11 protein-coding genes are annotated in these 16904 nt (G+C 44.7%); 4 read left to right on the forward strand and 7 right to left on the reverse strand.

The features are described from left to right. Nucleotide 1: 1 nt before the first annotated feature. From OCT63_RS04230 to OCT63_RS04250, 5 genes are all read right to left on the reverse strand, one after another. Nucleotides 2-1912 carry a bifunctional diguanylate cyclase/phosphodiesterase gene (locus OCT63_RS04230; protein ID WP_161749376.1) on the reverse strand — a complete coding sequence of 637 codons (1911 nt, stop codon included), beginning with the start codon at nt 1910-1912 and terminating at the stop codon, nt 2-4. A gap of 5 nt (nt 1913-1917) precedes the next feature. After that, nucleotides 1918-2586, reverse strand: coding sequence for a transglutaminase-like cysteine peptidase (locus OCT63_RS04235; RefSeq protein ID WP_060469147.1), 669 nt, complete (start codon nt 2584-2586; stop codon nt 1918-1920). 59 nt (nt 2587-2645) lie between these two features. Continuing rightward, nucleotides 2646-4037, reverse strand: a complete 1392-nt coding sequence (locus OCT63_RS04240; protein ID WP_060469148.1) for an HlyD family type I secretion periplasmic adaptor subunit — start codon at nt 4035-4037, stop codon at nt 2646-2648. A gap of 111 nt (nt 4038-4148) precedes the next feature. Then, nucleotides 4149-5444, reverse strand: coding sequence for a sigma-54-dependent transcriptional regulator (locus OCT63_RS04245; protein ID WP_269983286.1), 1296 nt, complete (start codon nt 5442-5444; stop codon nt 4149-4151). 37 nt (nt 5445-5481) lie between these two features. Next, on the reverse strand, nt 5482-7425 hold the full coding sequence (locus tag OCT63_RS04250) for a sensor histidine kinase (RefSeq protein WP_269983276.1): 1944 nt from the start codon (nt 7423-7425) through the stop codon (nt 5482-5484). A 166-nt stretch (nt 7426-7591) separates the two neighbouring features. Here OCT63_RS04250 and pdxH point away from each other — a divergent pair, with 166 nt between their 5' ends. After that, entirely contained in the window at nt 7592-8227 is a 636-nt protein-coding gene (gene pdxH, locus OCT63_RS04255) for a pyridoxamine 5'-phosphate oxidase (protein ID WP_017057710.1), read from the forward strand. Between the two features lie 122 nt (nt 8228-8349). On the opposite strand, the gene OCT63_RS04260 is transcribed toward pdxH, so the two are convergent. Both OCT63_RS04260 and OCT63_RS04265 read right to left on the reverse strand, forming a co-directional pair. Continuing rightward, the gene (locus tag OCT63_RS04260; protein WP_269983277.1) at nt 8350-10176 is read right to left on the reverse strand and encodes an SUMF1/EgtB/PvdO family nonheme iron enzyme; all 1827 of its coding nucleotides are present in this window, start codon (nt 10174-10176) and stop codon (nt 8350-8352) included. Between the two features lie 192 nt (nt 10177-10368). Continuing rightward, the gene (locus OCT63_RS04265; RefSeq protein WP_161671882.1) at nt 10369-11472 is read right to left on the reverse strand and encodes a PEGA domain-containing protein; all 1104 of its coding nucleotides are present in this window, start codon (nt 11470-11472) and stop codon (nt 10369-10371) included. A 481-nt stretch (nt 11473-11953) separates the two neighbouring features. On the opposite strand from OCT63_RS04265, the gene OCT63_RS04270 reads away from it, so the two are divergent. The 3 genes from OCT63_RS04270 (at nt 11954) to OCT63_RS04280 (ending at nt 16813) form a co-directional block, all read left to right on the forward strand. Next, nucleotides 11954-12778 (forward strand): AraC family transcriptional regulator, encoded by an 825-nt coding sequence (locus OCT63_RS04270; protein ID WP_161749379.1) that lies wholly within the window; start codon nt 11954-11956, stop codon nt 12776-12778. Nucleotides 12779-12959: 181 nt separating this feature from the next. Then, nucleotides 12960-16097, forward strand: coding sequence for a bifunctional proline dehydrogenase/L-glutamate gamma-semialdehyde dehydrogenase PutA (gene putA / locus OCT63_RS04275; RefSeq protein ID WP_161679568.1), 3138 nt, complete (start codon nt 12960-12962; stop codon nt 16095-16097). 11 nt (nt 16098-16108) lie between these two features. Then, nucleotides 16109-16813 carry a 1-pyrroline-5-carboxylate dehydrogenase gene (locus tag OCT63_RS04280; protein ID WP_269983278.1) on the forward strand — a complete coding sequence of 235 codons (705 nt, stop codon included), beginning with the start codon at nt 16109-16111 and terminating at the stop codon, nt 16811-16813. The last annotated feature ends 91 nt before the right edge of the window (nt 16814-16904 follow it).

The following is a 16904-nucleotide window of genomic DNA, read 5'->3' on the forward strand; positions in this document are numbered from 1 at the left end:
ACTATTTATCAACAATGAAGCCTTGGAACACTTCTACGTAGTTATCAGACAGGATATCTAGCTGAGTCTGAGTTTCTATTCGAGACGCAATGGTGGTTATGCCTAAGTTGTGAGCGGTTCTAGATATTGATGTTAAGGTAAACTTCTGTTTTTCATCATCAAGGTTATGCGTGAACAGGTAATCTAGCTTCACATAGCTTGGACGGTACTCGTTGATGTAATCCAGCGATTGGAAGTTACGTCCGTAGTTATCGACACCAAACATGGCTTCAGTGTTGCGAATGGTGTTACACAGCAGCGCTGTGTAGTGCGGAACATTAATGAAGCAGTTTTCTGGAATCTCAAAATGCAGCAGGTGAGCGATTGAAGCATTTTGTTCAAGCATTTTACCGATCCAACGGATGAAGCTTGGTTGAGATATACTGCTTGGTGAAATGTTGATAGCAATCGGGCTCGTCACCTCGTTTGCATTGAGCTTTTCAATCATTTTCTCGATAACGTATTGGTCGAGAATGTGGCTCATTTCAAGTTGTTCTAGTGCGTATAGATATTGGTTGGCACCATAACGAACCCCCTCTTTCTCAATCGCAGAAAACACCTCTTGGTGATACGTTTTACCAAAAGCATTGTTTGCCGCTTGGAGACGGAAAGTAATTAGGTCGTTGATGATCGCCTCTTCAACTAGCATACGCCATTGTTGTTTACCCATCACGGCGCCATGGTCGTCTGCTGTGACATAACCATAAGCAAGCTCACGGTTAGCCTTGGAACTTGAGAGCGCGTTATCGACTAACGACATGATTTCAGTACTGGTTTTACGGGTGTTGCTGTAGGTGACGCCCAATGCAAGGTGTGGATTAGCCATACCTGTTGGATCTGAGCCAAGGCCTTGAATGCAGTTTACAATGCTACTCGCGACGAGTTTAAGTTCGCTCTCATCGATGTTTGGCATAATGAAGCCGAACTCGTCGCTAGAAATACGAGCAATGGTGATATCTGGTGATGAAATTGAAGCTTGCAACTGTTCGGCCAATTGGTGAACCAAGGCATCACCTTCTTGGTAGCCTTTTTCATCGTACTCTTCGCTAATGAACTCGGCCTTTAGTACTGCTAAACCGCCCAAACTGGATTCTTCTAACCACTGAGTTAGTTGGGACATGTAGTAAGCACGGTTACCTAATTGAGATACAGGGTCGATATACGCTCTTTCACGCAGCTTCTGTGCTTCTTTCGCCTGATTTTTAAAGGCCAATTCAACTTGAGTCGACATGTGGTTGATACCATCGACAACTAAGGTTAGATCTTTTGTCTTAGGACGGGCCAGTGGTTCGCCAAACTGATTTTTCGCAATCTGATCCATTTTAGCAATGATCATAGAGAGCGGACGTAATGCTCGTTTAAGGATCCAAGAGATAGAAACTAAACCCAGCAGGAAGATCGCGCCAAAGGTGGTCAATAAGCGGGTGAATGCTTGCCAAAGTTGATCATAGGCGGGACCTGGGTGGCTGACAATCTCGACCTCCGCCAGCTGCATCCAGCCACTGGTTATCACACGGCGATCATGAACAGGTTCAAACAGATTCAGATTAGTAAACCATTGCGGTACGCCTGTAGGTTTAACAGGATATGAGCGGAGAATGTCATCACCACTGTCTAGGAAAATCAATCGAACGACTGAATAAGAACTGCCATCAAACAGGGCGTTGATGACAGACTCTACGGCCACCTTGTCCTTTTCTTCTAGGTAAGGGGCAAGGGCCAGCCCAACAGTATTAATGGTATTACTTACCTCAGAGCGTTGCTGCTCCTCTAAGTATCCACGGGTAGTATTGAATTCGATCATAAAAACTGATGTCATCAGCAGTATGAACACCGCAACCATCCCGACCACAAGCTGTTTATATAAAGTCATTGTACTTACTCATCGTAATTTATAATGGGTTTATTTAATTTTAGAGAGCGTTCACGAGAACGTAAGTCGTTCCATAAGCTCAACCTTGAAGATTTACCTGCTAACTTACCGCTGCCTGCTGCCGACTTGATTAACCAAAGGTTCCTACCATTGAAGCTGTAAATCGGTCGTAGATCTTGTCGCTTAGAGCCGCGTTTTATTTCAGGATTTAAGTTGTCCAGAATGAGTGGCTCCGCACTGGGTGTAGAGTAGTACGCCAGCACCATATGGAACTGGTTTAACTCAAGTGCTTTTACATACACCAATCGTAGTTTCTTATCTGGGACACCCAGTTCAAGCAAAGAAAAGTACTTTGCTATAGTGAAGTCTTCGCAATCACCGGCATTACTGCCTAAAAACTCCAGTGGTGTCGCCCAGTAGTCGTTTTTACCCCACAGTACTCTGTCATCGACAAAGTACATTTGGTTGAAGAACCGATTAATGGATTCGAGTTTCTCTGTCTCCCTCAACCCTTCGTATGACGCAATATTTGAACGCCACGTTGCCACTCGTTTTCCTGCTCTCTCTCCGTAGGTTTCAGAGACGGCATCTATCCATCGTTGATCACTCTTATTGAGCGCCACAGAGGTAAAAGAGGTGAGTACTAGCAACAATAACGAGGCTCGAGACTTCATAGTCTTTGCTCTTGTCTATTCGTTGTATGCTGCAAGGCGTTATTAAACATCAAACGTCCTTACTCTTTTAATGCGTTGTTTTGAGCGCTTAATATCGGTTTCAACATGTATTCAAGCACGGTTCTTTTACCTGTGATGATATCGACAGAGGCCGTCATTCCCGGAATGATAGGCAGCTCTTCGTTGTGCCCGAAACTGTATTTTTCAGTACGTACACGCACGATGTAGAAACTGTTGCCTTCTTCATCTTGTGTAGTATCGGCGCTGATGTGTTCTAACACGCCTTCTAATCCACCATATTTAGTAAAGTCATAAGCACTAAATTTAACAATAGCGGTCAATTCTGGGCGAAGAAAAGCGATGTCTTGCGGAGCTATTTTTGCTTCAACTAGTAGCGAGTCTTCAGTTGGTACAATCTCAACAATGTCCATACCAGGCTGAATGACTCCACCAACGGTATTAATGCCCAATGTTTTTACTGTGCCTGTGACGGGGGATACCACCACGGTACGATTGACTCTGTCTTCCAGGCCAACCGAAGATTCGGTCATTGCTGAGAGTTTGTCTTGTGCTTGGTTCAGTTTTTCTTGTTGTTCTGAGCGGAAGCTCAGCGCTGCATCAATACGACTTAGCATGGCCTCTTTGATTGCGGAGCGCAGTAGAGGAATTTTGAGTTCACTAGAGGTCATTTCTCGACGAGTATCGTTTACTTGCCTTTGAAGCTTGAGCAGTTCAATTCTTGGCACAACCCCTTCGTCAGCAAGCGGCTTTGTTATTTCTAATTCTTGGCGGGCGAATCGGTAACTCTGTCTTAAGTTATCGACGCGAGCTTTTATTTCAATAAGATCTTGTTGCTTCTGCTCAACCTGTTGATCAAAAACGGAAAGTTGATTTTTTAGATTGTTCAGGTCTTGGCGATATTCTGCTTTTTGGCGGTTAACCAGTTTTGGATGAAGCTCGTAGAACTTTGGAGGGAAGGCTAATTTACCGTAGTCGAGTGAGACACTTTGCTCCCAGTTTTCGACGGAGAATTCTTCGTTGATGATCACACTGCTAAATGAAGCAGAAAGCATCAGCACGTTGGCTGTTAAGTTGGCGACTTGTTGTTCGCGTTCACGAAAGTCAGAACGGAATCGAGTGTCATCGATCAAGAGAAGCTGTTGACCTTTTTTAACGCGTTGACCTTCTCTAACTAATATCTCTTTTACTAGGCCACCCTCAAGGTTTTGGACAACTTGGATTTGGGACGAAGGAATAACTTTGCCTTGACCAACGGTGACTTTATCGACTTCAGCCCAAGAGGCCCAAGCAATAGCAGCAATAAAAAACAACACGATCATCCACAGCATGATACGCGCACTGGTGGGCGTATTGAGTAGCAGTGCCGCTGTTTTATCATCGGCATACTCAAGTTCGGTGTCGTTCAGTTTGCTGTAATTCTTCTGGCTCATGACAGTCCTTGGTTACTAAATAAAGTACAAGCTCATTGAGTGTATTCTTACTTTTGATAAATGTTAAGATTTTGCACCTTTAAATATTTGAATTTATATATCTTTCAATTCTTATCGGTTTTTGAAATCCGTTTTATCGAGCTGATGCTTTCTTAGCTTGTCATAAAGTGTTTTTCGCGACACTTGTAGTTCTTGTTGTACCTCTTTTAACCGCCCTTGATGGCGATGTAATGCCTCAACCAAGATAATTTGCTCAAAGCTATCGGTACGTTGGTTTAATGATAGTTGTTGCTCCTCAATGCTCGTATCAAATTGGTGCGCATCACTTTGCTCGTTTTCATCATTGCCGAGCGCTGGCTGCTTTACTTGAGTTAACACTCTGAGTTCAGCATGTTGACGAAGCTGTCGAATATTTTCGCTCCAATGAGTGGCTATTAGCCGTTGAATCTCTTTTTCTGTGATAACTGGCGGCGGCAGTTGATAGCGGCTTGCTGCACCACGAGCAAAATGTTTGAACAAAGAGCCAATATCTTCTGGCCTTTGTGCCAAGGGTAGTAAATCAAAGCGGCGCAGTGCATTTATAATTGTAGTTGGAACTATTGTGCTTGCTATAATGATACAGGTTGCATTGGTCTTGCATGAGTTTTCACGAAGTAGAGTGGGTTTTAGGTTTGCTAACCATAACCATTGCTCCTGAGTTAATACCTCTGTCTCATGGATATAGAGTGTTCCGCCCTGATATTTGAGAAATAGCTGCAAAACAAATTGATGAAATGACGCTTCATCACTGCGTGGTAAATTGAACGCGGCAATAGGACAAAGCTCGGCCGTTTGATGGCTGTGTAAGTCATGTGTGTACTGCGCAGTAATTCTTTTGCCCGTTCCGACGTCACCGACAAACAGCAACAACGGGTTTTGTTTGCAATCTAGAGTGATTAACTCACGGCGTAATTTCTGCATAGAAGGGGATTGGCCAATGAGTTTCGGCCCCACCTGATTCTGCATTGCTAACTCTTTTCTTAATAGATTATTCTCTTCAACCAAGGCGAGTTTGTCGGCGGCTTTTTTTACTGTGGTAAGTAGAGCATCAACAACAAACGGTTTCTCGAAAAAATCATAAGCGCCGGATTTCATTGCAGACACCGCAGTTTGTACATCGCCGTGTCCTGTGAGTACGATGATTTGAAAGTTGGGGTTTTGGTTTAACAACTTTTGAGTAAATTGAATACCATTCATCACTGGCATGTGAATATCAGTGATCACTATGCCTGCCTGTGTCACTTCAATTTTATTTAGCGCCTCAATGGCATTTGGGAAGCAGACAATGTCGATGCCTTCAATGAGCATCGCTTGTTCTACGGAGTCTCGGATGGCGGGTTCATCGTCTACAAAATAGAGTTTGGTCATAGAGTGCAAGAGCCGAGTCCTTAACTGTCGGTCAAAATTAGGCGTTAGCCCTCTTTTTATAAAGTGGAATATCTAGCGAGAATAGCATGCCTGAGGGCGCTCGCTGTGTTGCTCTAATCGTGCCGTGATACGCTTCAATAATCCGTTTCGATATTGAGAGTCCCAGCCCTAAGCCTTCTGGTTTGGTGGTGAAAAATGGATCAAAGAGTTGCTCAAGTTTATCATCAGTAATGCCAATTCCGTTATCCCAAATGATCAGCCGGCATGTACCATTTTGCAGTTGCCATTCAACGCCAATTTGCGGGCTAGCCAGCTGATGCAAATTTAACGTTGTTTGGTGGCCCAGGGCTTGCTGTTCTTTCAAGGTTTCCTGTTCAAGGCATTGCTGTTGAAGTGCTTGAATAGCGTTGTGAATGAGATTAACCAACACTTGTTCAAGCTCTGTAGGGTGAATGGCAATATTAATGTCATTTGGTACTGTACTTAATCTAAGGGTAATGCCGTGCTTGATCATCAATGTACTGAGAATAGTGGTGGCGTTGTTTATCGCTTGATGAAGATTTGCTTTATGGTGCTGCTGTTTGGTGACCTTACGGGTGAAAACTTTAAGGCGGGTGATGATCTTTGTAATAGATGCATTCAAAGCGATCATTTTATCTAGGTTGTTTTTGACTAAGTCGGAACGTCCCATTTCAAGCAGCTTTACGCTGTTCTCGCTGTAGGTTCTCAGGGCAGCAAGTGGTTGGTTGATTTCGTGATTAATGCTGGCTGACAGCTCCCCAAGCACGGCTAGTTTGGCGGTGTGTGTCAGTTCTTGCTCTGTCTGTTTAAGCTTTAGCTGAGACTCTTGATATTGAAAGATGGTTTGCTGAAGCTGCTGGTTAGATTGTTTTAAATATTGGGTGCGTTTATCAACGGCTTGCTCTAAGTTTTGGTTGAGTCGAGTTAACGCCACTTTCGCTACATAGGTCTGACGCCACGACCAAGCAATGAGCACCACCAAGCTGTAAATGACGACAAAGATTATGTCAATCTGTAGAACTTTAAGGATTTCAGCATTAGTCTCTTTTAAAGCAATTACTTGGTATTGGTTGTGGCTAATTTCTGTGGGGTAAAGGTTGAAATTACCAAGCTTAAATAATTGATTCGCTGTGAGGTGTTTTTGCACTTGGTTTGCTGGAATACCATTGCTCTGATTTGCTTCGTTAACTTCTTTCGCAACGCTTGAAGAGCGAAAGGCTTCGATAATCGAAATTTGGCTTTGACCGTATTGGCGTTGAAGGACGATATCTTGTTGCTGCTGCTGACTTAATGGCAGTAATGAGTGATAAAGCCAGTGAATCTGGCTCGAAAGAAAAACCACTTGGTTCGAGTCGAGTACTATGATCTCAAAGTCGTCGCTGGTTAGGATGTTTTCGAGATTCTCTAAACTCACCTTTACGGTAATAACCCCCACAACTTCCTTCGCGATATACAGCGGTGAAGATAAAAAATAGCCTCGCACGTTCGAGCGAGCACCGAGCGCGACATATTGCGTATTGTTGCCTTTAATCGCAGAGGCAAAGTAGGGGCGAAACGAGAAGTTCTCACCGACAAAAGTTTGCGCTTTTTGATAATTACTTGAAGCGACCACTGTGCCGCTTGGATTATGGATATAGATGGTATCGGCCTGGCTTTGATTCGACCACTCAAACAACAGCTTATTGAGTTGTGTTGTGGTCATCCTATCTGACTGTGGTGACTGGTCAAAATAAGAAAGTAGGCGTGGATCGTGACTGAGTAAATCTGGGATTTGTTTGAACTTATCCAACTCAGAATCGATTTGCAGATTGGCTTTATTTGCAGCTTCGTTAAGTTGTTGTGTAACGGCTTTTTCTTGAAATTTCACTGCTAAAAAGTGAGTGGCGGTGAGTCCTGCTGTTCCCAATAACAATGAGAGTAAAACAAAAGGGGTCATCAGGTTAGGCAGTATCTTAGTCACTAGGATCTCAGCTTATAATCGGTTTATATAAAGATTATCAATATGGTGTCTAGAGTACCGAGATCTCGTTAACACAGCGAACCTTCTTTGAGACAAAACCAAGGCTGAGACTTGTGTTTCAAAGCATTACGGCGCAAAATCACAAAAAATTAAAAGGAGCAATCAAATGGAACTGACAGACATTCGTCGCGAATACGCTAAGGGTGGATTGAGACGTAAAGACTTGGCCGCAGACCCGATTGAGCAGTTCAATCTATGGCTAGAGCAAGCCATTGAAGCTAAGTTGACTGACCCTACTGCCATGACAGTTGCTACGGTTGATGAAAATGGTCAGCCATTCCAACGAATTGTTTTGCTGAAGAATGTGGATAAAGATGGCTTCGTTTTTTATACCAACTTAGGTAGTCGTAAGGCGCACCAACTTGAGCACAACAGCAAGATCAGCCTGCATTTCCCTTGGCACCCGTTAGAACGACAGGTTCACATTACCGGCACGGCGGAAAAGTTGACTGCGATGGAAAACATGAAGTACTTCTCGTCTCGTCCGAAAGAGAGCCAGTTAGCCGCTATTGCCAGTAAACAAAGTAGTCGTATTTCTGCTCGTGGGATTCTAGAGGGTAAGTATCTAGAGCTAAAACAGAAGTTTGCGAAAGGAGAGATCCCAGTCCCTTCTTTCTGGGGGGGATTTCGAGTGCGCGTTAATAGCATCGAGTTTTGGCAGGGTGGCGAACACCGTCTGCATGACCGCTTCTTGTTCTCACGTCAAGACAACCGCTGGGACATTGATCGCCTAGCGCCTTAGTCTCATTAACCTTAGTTTGCTTCATCGAAATAAAAATACCGTTGATTTTGTGTTTACTCACATCAACGGTATTTTTTCGATATAGAGACACTACTTGGCTATTTAAAGTAAACCCTGAGAGCTTACAGCTCTCGTAATACTCTGAATCCTAAGTAGTTCGCGGCCGTTGACGGTGGTACATACAGTTCGTTAAACACTTTTGCTTCGTCTGGCGAGAAGCTCCATGCGCCACCTTTCGCTAAGCCTTTCTGAGTGGCTGTCCATTCCCATACGTTCCCCACCATGTCGTAGAAGCCCGTTGGTGTTGGTAAGAATGACTTAACCGGGGACGTACTGACGTTTGACCAAGGAGTACCAGCCCAGCCGGTATTGGCTTTACCTGAACGAAATTCATTGCCCCACCAGAAGTTGGTATTTTGACCTGCTCTTGCAGCGGCTTCCCATTCTTGTGGCGTTGGTAAGCGGTAGGTGAAACCTGTGTTGTCAGATAACCAACGCGTGTAAGCCTTGGCATCGTTTTGGCTCACACAAACGACAGGAGAGTTATTCGCTTGCTTAAAGCCAGGGCTCTGCCAGTCGTTGTCAGAAACCGTCGTGATCTCGGCATTGACGAACTGATCACAAGTATTCATCAGCTCTGCGTCTGTCTGGTAGCCAGTACTTTCAACGAACGCTTTAAAATCTTGAACACGGGTTGGCGTTGCTGCTAATGCAAATGGTTGTTTGATTGTGACTTGCTTGGCGTTGTGTTCGCCCAACAGGTAACGACCAGAGCCGACAACAATCATTTCTGGGCTCTGAAGGTTGCTCCCCATTGGGTCGGCAAACTTAGTGCCAACGTTCAATGAGTTCTGTTTGGCTTGTAATACCGCTCTTAGGTTGTGATCGCGGGTTATCTTCAATTCTTGATTGAAAGGAAGGTAGCCTTCTTTCACTATCGTGACTATGTGTGGGCCCGTTGGTAACATCACTTCAACCGGAGTACTGCCATAGTTCACGCCGTTGATAGAAACTTTGTCGTTGTACTTATTTGAGCGAACCACTAAGTTGACCCAAGCGACTTCTTTTTGTTGATCGTTGGTTTGTTGCTCGCTTTGCGTGAAACAGTTGGACGATTGAATATCAAGTAGACGGCAAGGTGTATTTTTGTCTGGACGCGTTTCTAGGTTTGCAGCAATAACCGCTCGGTAACGATTATTTTCAGAGAAGCCAGAGGATTTTACTTTGTGCTGCAGAACGTGAATGTTTAGTGAAGCAGATGCGAGATGTTCTCTCACCGCTTTTGATTCAGTCGCGTTGTCCACAAGGCTTTTCTGAAATTGTTTCACCGCTTTTTGAAGCGCTAAGGTCACGGTTTGCTCTGAACATTGCGCCAATGTCATGTCATTGCTACAACGGTTAGTAAAGCTGACCGTTTGTTCTTCGGCTTGAGTTATCTCGTTTCTTAGTCGCTCAGCTCTTGCTCTTAACTTGTCTTGACCTAGATTTGCGATTGAAGCCTCTACAGCTGTTTTCTCTGCTTGAATAGCTTCTAACTCCATAGCTAAGCCTTGCTGTTTCTGTTCTGCGTCTGAAATCGCAAGCTTGCTCTCTTTTACGGCCTTCCAAGCGTCTTGGAATCGGTTTTGAGCTGGAGAAATATCGAAATCTGGCTCATCAATCATGCGCGAGTAATCTTGCTCTAGGTCAGTTTTTGCCTTTGCGAGTGCTTGCTCTGCTTGAGCTGATAACTTAGCGAGACGCGCGGCTTGCTGTGCCTGATTGTCGACTAGGTTTTGTTTCTCAGACATTTTCTTTTTAACAGACGTTAAATCGGCATGTTTTTCGAAAAGTAAGCTTTCAATATCGGTGACAGACGCTGCGATCGCTGGTGGCGTCTCAGCAAAAACAGCAGGCGTCATTAAGCAGGGAGCAAGTGCAAATAGTAGAGTGGGGAAACCTTGGCGCATGTTGGGCTACTTCAATCGTAAGTTAGGTTAATCGAATAATCTAAACTAACACGCCATTTCGTCTGTAGCTACTTTCTATAACTATCAACAAAATGGCGAGTCATCATTCAGCTTTGTGAAATAGGCACGGCTATTTATATCGAGCTTAGCTTTTTATATCGACTGAGCTCTCTCTCATTATAGAGAGGGAATTTAACTTTCCTTGCTAGGAAGGAGTTTAACCCAAATAGTATCGCTGCCGCTGATGGTTACAGTGCGGTTGTAAGACTCATAACCTTCTTTTGAAATAGTTACTTGGTGACGACCGCTTGGTAGAGCAACCTCAATAGGTGTGCTGCCGTACTTAATGCCGTTGATGGTGACTGAGTCATTGTATTGATCAGATCGTACCGTCACATTAGCCCACTGTTTGTCACTTTTTTTAACTACAGCTGCGTCACTGCCTGTTAAACAGTAGCGTGTTGAGACATTCAATAAGTTACACGCTGCAACCGCTTCAGGTTTAGCTTGAAGTTGAGCTTGCATCTGCATGAAGTATGAATTGTTACCAGAGAAGCCACTCTTGATCGCTTGGCTATCTTGAACATGGATATTCAGCTGAACACCTTGTAAATTTTGTTTCGCGAGTGCACTTTCTGTGAGCTGATCAAGTAATTGAGACTTAAACGTCTGTACTGCTTTTTGGTTTGTTAAGTGCTTGCCTTGAGCAGTACACTCACCCAGTGTCATTGTTGATGAACATGTGGTGGTGTAGCTGGTTTCAAGAACAGCACTTTCACGAAGCTCTGTGGCGATACGTTTAACTCGAGCTGCAACTTTTGATTCTCTCAAGTTAGCCAGCTCATTATTTAGACGAGCTTGTTTTTGCTTGATTTGAGAAAGGTGAATCTCGCTCTCGTTCATCGCTTGTTGGTTATCTAGCTGAGACGATTGGTTTTCTTTCACGGCTGCCCAAGCATCTTGGTAGCTTTTCTGAAAAGAAACCAAATCAGTATCTGGATCTTCAAGCAAGCGACTGTACTGTTTGTCTAGCACAGACTTAGCTCTGTTGCGTTTTGCCTTCAGTTCTTCACCTTCGCGTAACAACTTGGTGTTTTGGTTTTGTAGTTGTTTTAAGTTTTCAGTCGCCGATACTTTGGTTGCTGAAATACGCTCAATATCTGAGTTTTTCTCTGTTAGCTTTGCATCGATAGCTGAAACGGGATCGACTTGATTCAGTTCTTCAGCGGATAACGATGCAGATACCCAAAGAGGGGATAGCGCAAGTAAAAGCGCTGAAATTCGAAAGTTAGTCATAGGTCCCTGCAACTTATAGATTGAAATTGGCTCGTTAATAAAGTGTCAACTTTCTAGTTGTGAGTCACTAGTTATTATCAATTAACACAGTACCCGTCTTTATACCGTTTTATTGCCATCCAATCTACTCAAAAGCCAAGTTTCGGTACTTCGGATACACTTTTTACGGGTTAAAGGTTAATTATTTGAGCTATATAAGAAAATTTTGGCGTGATTGTGCTGATGTTACGTTCTCATCTATGAATCACTTTGACGGTCTGTGTGAGTACTTTTAAGCCCCTAAACTTACCGGAACGATTGGTTCTACAATGGCCGTAGTTTATACACTCATGATCATCTTTCCGGAGGCATGATCACAACGATCACGGTAGTGATCTTTTCGTAAAGTGTGAAGAAATGACTCTCATGATCATTTACAAATTCATCTTAAGTAGATTTCAGAGTAGTATTATTAATATGTCGACTTCAGTATTTTGATGCCATGCCAAAATCTTTACCTTTGCCAAACCTAGATTTGTCTCCGATAGGCCTTACTGCGCCTCGTCCGGCTGAGATCATTACTTTGCCATCTCACATGGATTGCCACGATCACCATTATTCGCAGGTAGTCATTGGTTTAAAAGGACGGGCTGAGTTTGAGATCAACGGGAAAGGTAATCTTGTCGGGCCTGGGCAAGGTTGTGTGGTAACGGCTAGCTCTGATCATGCTTTCGGGGGAGTGGTCGGTCAATCGGATATTCTCGTGCTTAATATGCCTATGCCAACCGATAATGACCCTTTGATGCTAGAGAAGATAAACCAGTTAGCATCATCGAATGTCTACTTCCAATTAGACGCGCAAATTCAAAAGCTTATTCATATGCTAGTGCAAGAGATGCAGGCCAGCCCTGATGATCTCCTGTTGAGTCGTGCGTGTAATGATACGGTGATAGCGTTGATGCAAAGACACATCTCAACATTTGAAACTTCAATAAAAGACTCACGTTTTGATCTTGATGCATTGGATCGTTACATCGAGCAACACCTCGCAAATAAGATCTCAGTCGCGCAGTTAGCAGGCAGTGTGTTCTTGGGGGAAAGCCAATTCCATATGCTATTCAAAGAGCAAATGGGTATTACTCCTCATCAATATGTGTTGGGTAAGCGTATCGATCGCGCCCGCCGCTTAATCGAACAAGGTAATCTTAGCCTTGGTCAGGTAGCAGAACTTGCTGGTTTCTCCGGTCAATCCTCTTTTACTCACACCTTTTCGCGCCTTCAAGGCATGTCACCATCTCAATACAAAAAGCAAATTTCTGTTAAATAATGGAACGAAACGCCAGGTTATATTAAAGTTTCATATGTGACGTTGTGTTTGTTTTGTTAATAAAGCGAGTTTTTGGCAAAAAACCCGGAGTTTTTGACAAGTAATCCTTATATACTCAAAATACACTGCTGCCATTGTAGAGAGCCCGAACTCTTTTCGGGTGTGAGATTAAGGAAAACGCATGTTTACAGCTACTGATGTGTTAAAACCAGAATTCAATGAGCAATCGCTTGATGATCTATGGTCGCTTATCTCACCATTGTATATGGTGGATGAAACCCAATGGCTAGAGCAGCTCCTGCCACTAGCTACCCCTTCTGAGTCTGAAAAGAAGCAAATCGCAGACAAAACGACATCATTGATCGAATCTATCCGAACGGATAAGACTTCTATCCAGATGATCGATGCCTTGTTGCTTGAATACAGCTTAGATACTCAAGAAGGCATCTTGCTGATGTGTCTGGCGGAAGCTTTGATGCGTATTCCTGATTCAGCAACGGCTGATGCGCTGATTCGTGACAAACTCAGTGTTGCGGATTGGAAATCTCACCTGAAGAATTCTGACTCGGTTTTTGTTAACGCATCCACTTGGGGCCTAATGCTAACGGGCAAGGTGGTTGGACTTTCATCTAATGAGCAGAGTGCGGGTCAAGCAGTAAACCGTTTAGTGAACAAGCTTTCTGAGCCGGTGATTCGTAAAGCGATGCACCAAGCGATGAAGGTGATGGGTCACCAATTCGTTCTTGGTCGCAGCATTGCTGAAGCACAAAAGAACGGTAAGTCTATGCGTGACAAAGGTTTTACCTACTCATACGACATGCTAGGTGAAGCGGCACTGACTACGGCAGACGCAAACAAATACTTCAAAGATTACCTAATGGCGATTGAAGCCGTAGGTCGAGATACCTACGTATCTTCAAAATCGAGCCCAGCACCATCGGTTTCTATCAAGCTTTCTGCACTTCATCCACGTTATGAAGTGGCGAACGAAGATCGCGTATTGACGGAACTGTGCGACACGCTAGAGCAGCTATTGCGCCGCGCCGTAGAGCTTGATGTTGCGATTACGATTGATGCGGAAGAAGCCGATCGCCTAGAGCTTTCTCTAAAATTATTCGAAAAACTGTACCGCACTGACCTTGTGAAAGGTTGGGGTAAATTTGGTCTGGTTATTCAAGCTTACTCAAAACGTGCGCTGCCGGTTCTAGTATGGCTAAACCGCCTAGCGAAAGAGCAGGGTGATTTAATCCCGCTTCGCTTGGTGAAAGGCGCGTACTGGGACAGCGAGATCAAATGGTCACAACAGGCCGGTTTCACTGACTACCCAGTTTACACACGCAAAGAAGCGACAGACGTAGCTTACCTTGCTTGTGCGCGTTACCTATTGAGCCCAAGTGTTCGTGGCAATATCTTCCCGCAATTTGCGAGCCATAATGCTCATACGGTTTCTGCTATCGCAGTGATGACTGAGCACAAAGACTTTGAATTCCAACGCTTACACGGCATGGGGGATTCCCTTTACAACCATGCGATGGAAGCTTACCAACAGTCAGTACGTATCTACGCACCGGTTGGCAGCCATAAAGACCTTCTGCCATACCTAGTACGTCGCTTGCTAGAAAACGGCGCAAACAGTTCGTTTGTACATCGTTTGGTTGATGCTCGCTGCCCAGTTGCTGAGTTGACACAACACCCTGTCGATATGCTTCTGGCATTTGATACATTGCACAACACTAAGATTCCATTGCCACCGGCCGTATTCCCTGATCGTAAAAACTCTTACGGTGTGAACATTGATATCGAAAGTGAAGCGCATCAGTTTGAAGAGCAGGTTAAGTCTTACCTTAACAATCAATGGACTGCAGGCCCTGTGATCAACGGTGAATCTCTTGCTGAAAGCATGATCAAGGCTGATCAGAACGTTGAGCAAGTAACCGCACCTTACGATCGTCGTATTAATGTGGGTCAGGTGGCTTTCGCTAACCTTGATCATGTTTCCGCAGCGATCACTGGCGCAGATGCGGCATTCGCTGATTGGAATGCAACTTCGGTTGAAACCAAAGCGGCTGCGCTTGAGAAGCTGGCTGACCTGATGGAAGACAACCTTGCTGAGCTAGTGGCGATTTGTCATCAAGAAGCGGGTAAGACGATTCACGACAGCGTTGATGAAGTGCGTGAAGCGGTCGACTTCTGTCGTTACTACGCAAAACAAGCAAACAACCTACAAGGTTTCGAACTAAAAGGTTTTGATGGCCAAACACGAATCGCTTCTCGACAAGGTCGTGGTGTGTTCGTTTGTATCAGCCCTTGGAACTTCCCTCTCGCCATTTTCCTTGGCCAAATTACGGCTGCGCTAGTCGCGGGTAACACTGTTGTGGCGAAACCTGCTGAGCAAACAAGCTTAATTGCAGCTCGCGCCGTGGAACTGATGAATGAAGCGGGTTTCCCTGCTGGCACCATTCAGTTACTTCCAGGTCGTGGTGCTGAGATCGGCAGTGCGCTAACCAGCCATGATGCGATTGCGGGTGTTGCCTTTACGGGTTCAACCCCAACAGCGCAACGTATCAATGTGTCACTGGCAAGTCGTAACGCTAAGCCAGTTCCGTTTATCGCGGAAACCGGCGGCCAGAACGCGATGATCGTCGACAGTACCGCACTGCCTGAACAGGTGGTTCGTGATGTGATTCGTTCTGCATTCGCTTCGGCAGGTCAACGTTGTTCTGCATTGCGTGTGCTTTACATCCAAGAAGACATTGCAGACCGCGTAATTGCATTGATTCATGGCGCGATGGACGAGCTTAGTGTTGGCATCCCACATCTACACAAAACCGATGTTGGCCCTGTTATCGACCAAAATGCGAAGCAGAAGTTGTTGGCGCACTTAGAAAACATGACCAATTCCCAGAAGAAAGTGGCTCAGCTTTCTTTAGGTTCTGATTGTGAACATGGTGATTTTGTTCCACCAAGTGCTTTTGAAATCGATGACATTAGTTGCTTGAAAGAAGAACAGTTTGGCCCTGTGCTGCACATTGTTCGCTTCAAAGCGAGTGAGTTAGCGCAAGTTGTAGACCAAATTAACCAAACCGGTTTTGGCTTAACTATGGGGATCCACAGCCGTAACGAGACAACTTACCGTTGGATCGAGAAACACATTCGTGTGGGTAACTGTTACATCAACCGTGACCAAGTGGGCGCTGTTGTTGGGGTTCAACCATTCGGCGGTCAAGGTTTGTCGGGTACTGGCCCTAAAGCGGGTGGTCCTCACTACCTATACCGCTTTACTGATGTTCATTTTTCTCAATCACAAGACAAGGCATAAGGAGCAGTATCATGGTTCATCAAGTGACAGGTTTTTCTGATGCTTTGCTAGCGTGGGAACAATGGAATCTTACCGACTTTGATTATAAGAGTGCTCAGGTACTTTCATTTAAGTCAGAGATCGAAAGCCAATCTGCACCTTTGGCTGTAGTAGCGACTTATCATCTAGAGCAAGCGTCAGCATTACTTGCAGAACACCACCTTATGCCAGGTCCTACGGGCGAAACCAACGAGTTGTATGCTGCAGGTCGTGGTGTGGCTTTGGTGATTGTTGATGATTGCGAAGAGAAAGTGCCAGCACTGCAAACCGCAATGGCAATGATTACTGCTGCACTATTGGCTGGGAACAGCATTCAGTTGTGCAGTGATGATGTGCAGTTCAACACCTTAATTGCCGATGCGGCAAAACAAGCGAATCTGCCAACTAACTTGGTTCAAGTTGCCTCGTATGACGCTGCACAACAGCTGCTGTCTTGCGATGTACGAAGCGTAGGTTATGTGGGTAACTCAAAAGCTGCACAAGCTATCAATTTACAGCTTGCTAAGCGTGACGGTGCAATCGTTGGTTTAGTAGCTGAAACGGATCTTACGGCAATGAATGTTGCTAACGATCCACACTTATCGCTGCGTTTTATTACTGAGCGTACGCGAACTATAAATATAACAGCCGTGGGTGGTAACGCGACCTTGCTCGAACTGGGAAGCGAAGCTCACTAACCTTCAGTAAAACGGGCTTTGAGATTCCTCAAAGCCCTATATCTCCTAACTAAATGATTAACCTTTTCTCTCATGGCGAGATTAATCCATA

The sequence above is a fragment of the Vibrio sp. RW genome (assembly GCF_027587105.1).
In the GTDB taxonomy this organism is placed as follows: Bacteria; Pseudomonadota; Gammaproteobacteria; order Enterobacterales; family Vibrionaceae; genus Vibrio; species Vibrio toranzoniae.